This window comes from Gordonia sputi NBRC 100414 (assembly GCF_000248055.1).
Classification (GTDB): Bacteria; Actinomycetota; Actinomycetes; order Mycobacteriales; family Mycobacteriaceae; genus Gordonia; species Gordonia sputi.
The window spans coordinates 1-1289 of record NZ_BAFC01000047.1 but is presented as its reverse complement, the minus strand read 5'-3'; the positions used below and the strand labels follow the sequence as shown (position 1 = coordinate 1289).

At 63.4% G+C, this 1289-nt stretch carries 1 protein-coding gene; it reads left to right on the top strand.

Annotation, left to right across the window (positions count from 1 at the left end):
* Positions 1-49 precede the first annotated feature (49 nt).
* Complete coding sequence (locus tag GOSPT_RS07190) at positions 50-1261, top strand: IS30 family transposase (RefSeq protein ID WP_085941918.1); 1212 nt, start codon at positions 50-52, stop codon at positions 1259-1261.
* Positions 1262-1289 lie beyond the last annotated feature (28 nt).

Here is a 1289-nt window from a genome sequence, read left to right as displayed (position 1 = left end):
GGGCGGGTTCAAGGGAACGTGGCAACACTCTGAGTGATTGGGGTGTGTGATGCGGGTGTTGAGGCGTGGTCAGTCGATGCCGCCGTTGGCAGTGTGGGAGTTTTGGCAGGCGCGGCGGGAGGGTATGCCCACGGCGCTGGCCGCGCGACGCGCGGGGTTCTCTTCTCGGTTGGGTTACCGGTTGGTGGCCAAACATGGAGGAGTGATCCCTCGAGTTGCCCGGCCGAGCGTAGTGGATGAACAGGGGCCTGGTCCGCAGTCACGGTATTTGTCGGCGCAGGAGCGTGATCTGGTCGCGCACAAGACCGCTGCGGGTCTTGGGGTCCGCGAGATCGCGCGTGATCTGCAGCGTTCCCCGTCGACGATCAGTCGTGAGTTGCGGCGTAACCGGGCTGTGCACCGCCCGTATGGGGCGGCCTACGCCCATCGCAGCGCGCAGCGTCGGCGGGCGCGTCCGAAGTTGCGCAAGCTGGAGGACAATGATCGGTTACGCGCGTATGTGTGGGACAAACTCAGTGGTGACGAGTACTGGTCGCCGCAACAGATCAGCGCTCGGCTGGTGCGTGATTTCCCGGAGGATGAGGGCATGCGCATCAGTCATGAAGCGATCTATCAGGCTTTGTATGTGTTCCCGCGTGGGGAGATGAAAAAGCAGGTCAAGGCGTCGTTGAGGTCGGGTCGGGCAGCGCGTAAACCGCGTACCGCGTCCACGACGGGCCCCAGTATCGTGCCGCGGGAGTTGCTGATCGCTCATCGTCCCCCCGAGGTGGGTGATCGTGCGGTTCCCGGTGACTGGGAAGGTGACTGCATCGTGGGCCGTGACGGGCGTTCGCAGATCGGCACGTTGGTCGAACGCTCGACCCGGTATGTGATGTTGCTGCATATGCCGACCACACGCACCGGTGAGGACCTGCGTGCTGCGCTGCAGGTGGCGATCGGCGGGTTGCCGGCGCACCTTCGGCGTTCGATCACCTGGGATCAGGGCTCGGAGATGCGTGGGGTTCATGCCCAGATCGCGATCGATCACAATGTGAAGGTGTGGTTTTGTGATCCCCACTCGCCCTGGCAGCGTGGCACCAACGAGAACACCAACGGGCTACTGCGCCAATACTTTCCGAAAGGGACCGACCTATCGGTACACAGTCGCGACCACCTCGACCACGTCGCCGCAGCACTCAACAACCGACCACGCGCCGCACTCGGATTCCGCACCCCCACCGAAGCCTTCACCGAACTGCTAACCTCACACACTCAGCCATAGGTGTTGCCACAATCCCTTGAACCCGCCC

Coding starts and splice junctions, on each gene's coding strand:
- GOSPT_RS07190 (WP_085941918.1), top strand. CDS start 50: ATGCGGGTGTTGAGGCGTGGTCAGTCGATGCCGCCGTTGGCAGTGTGG.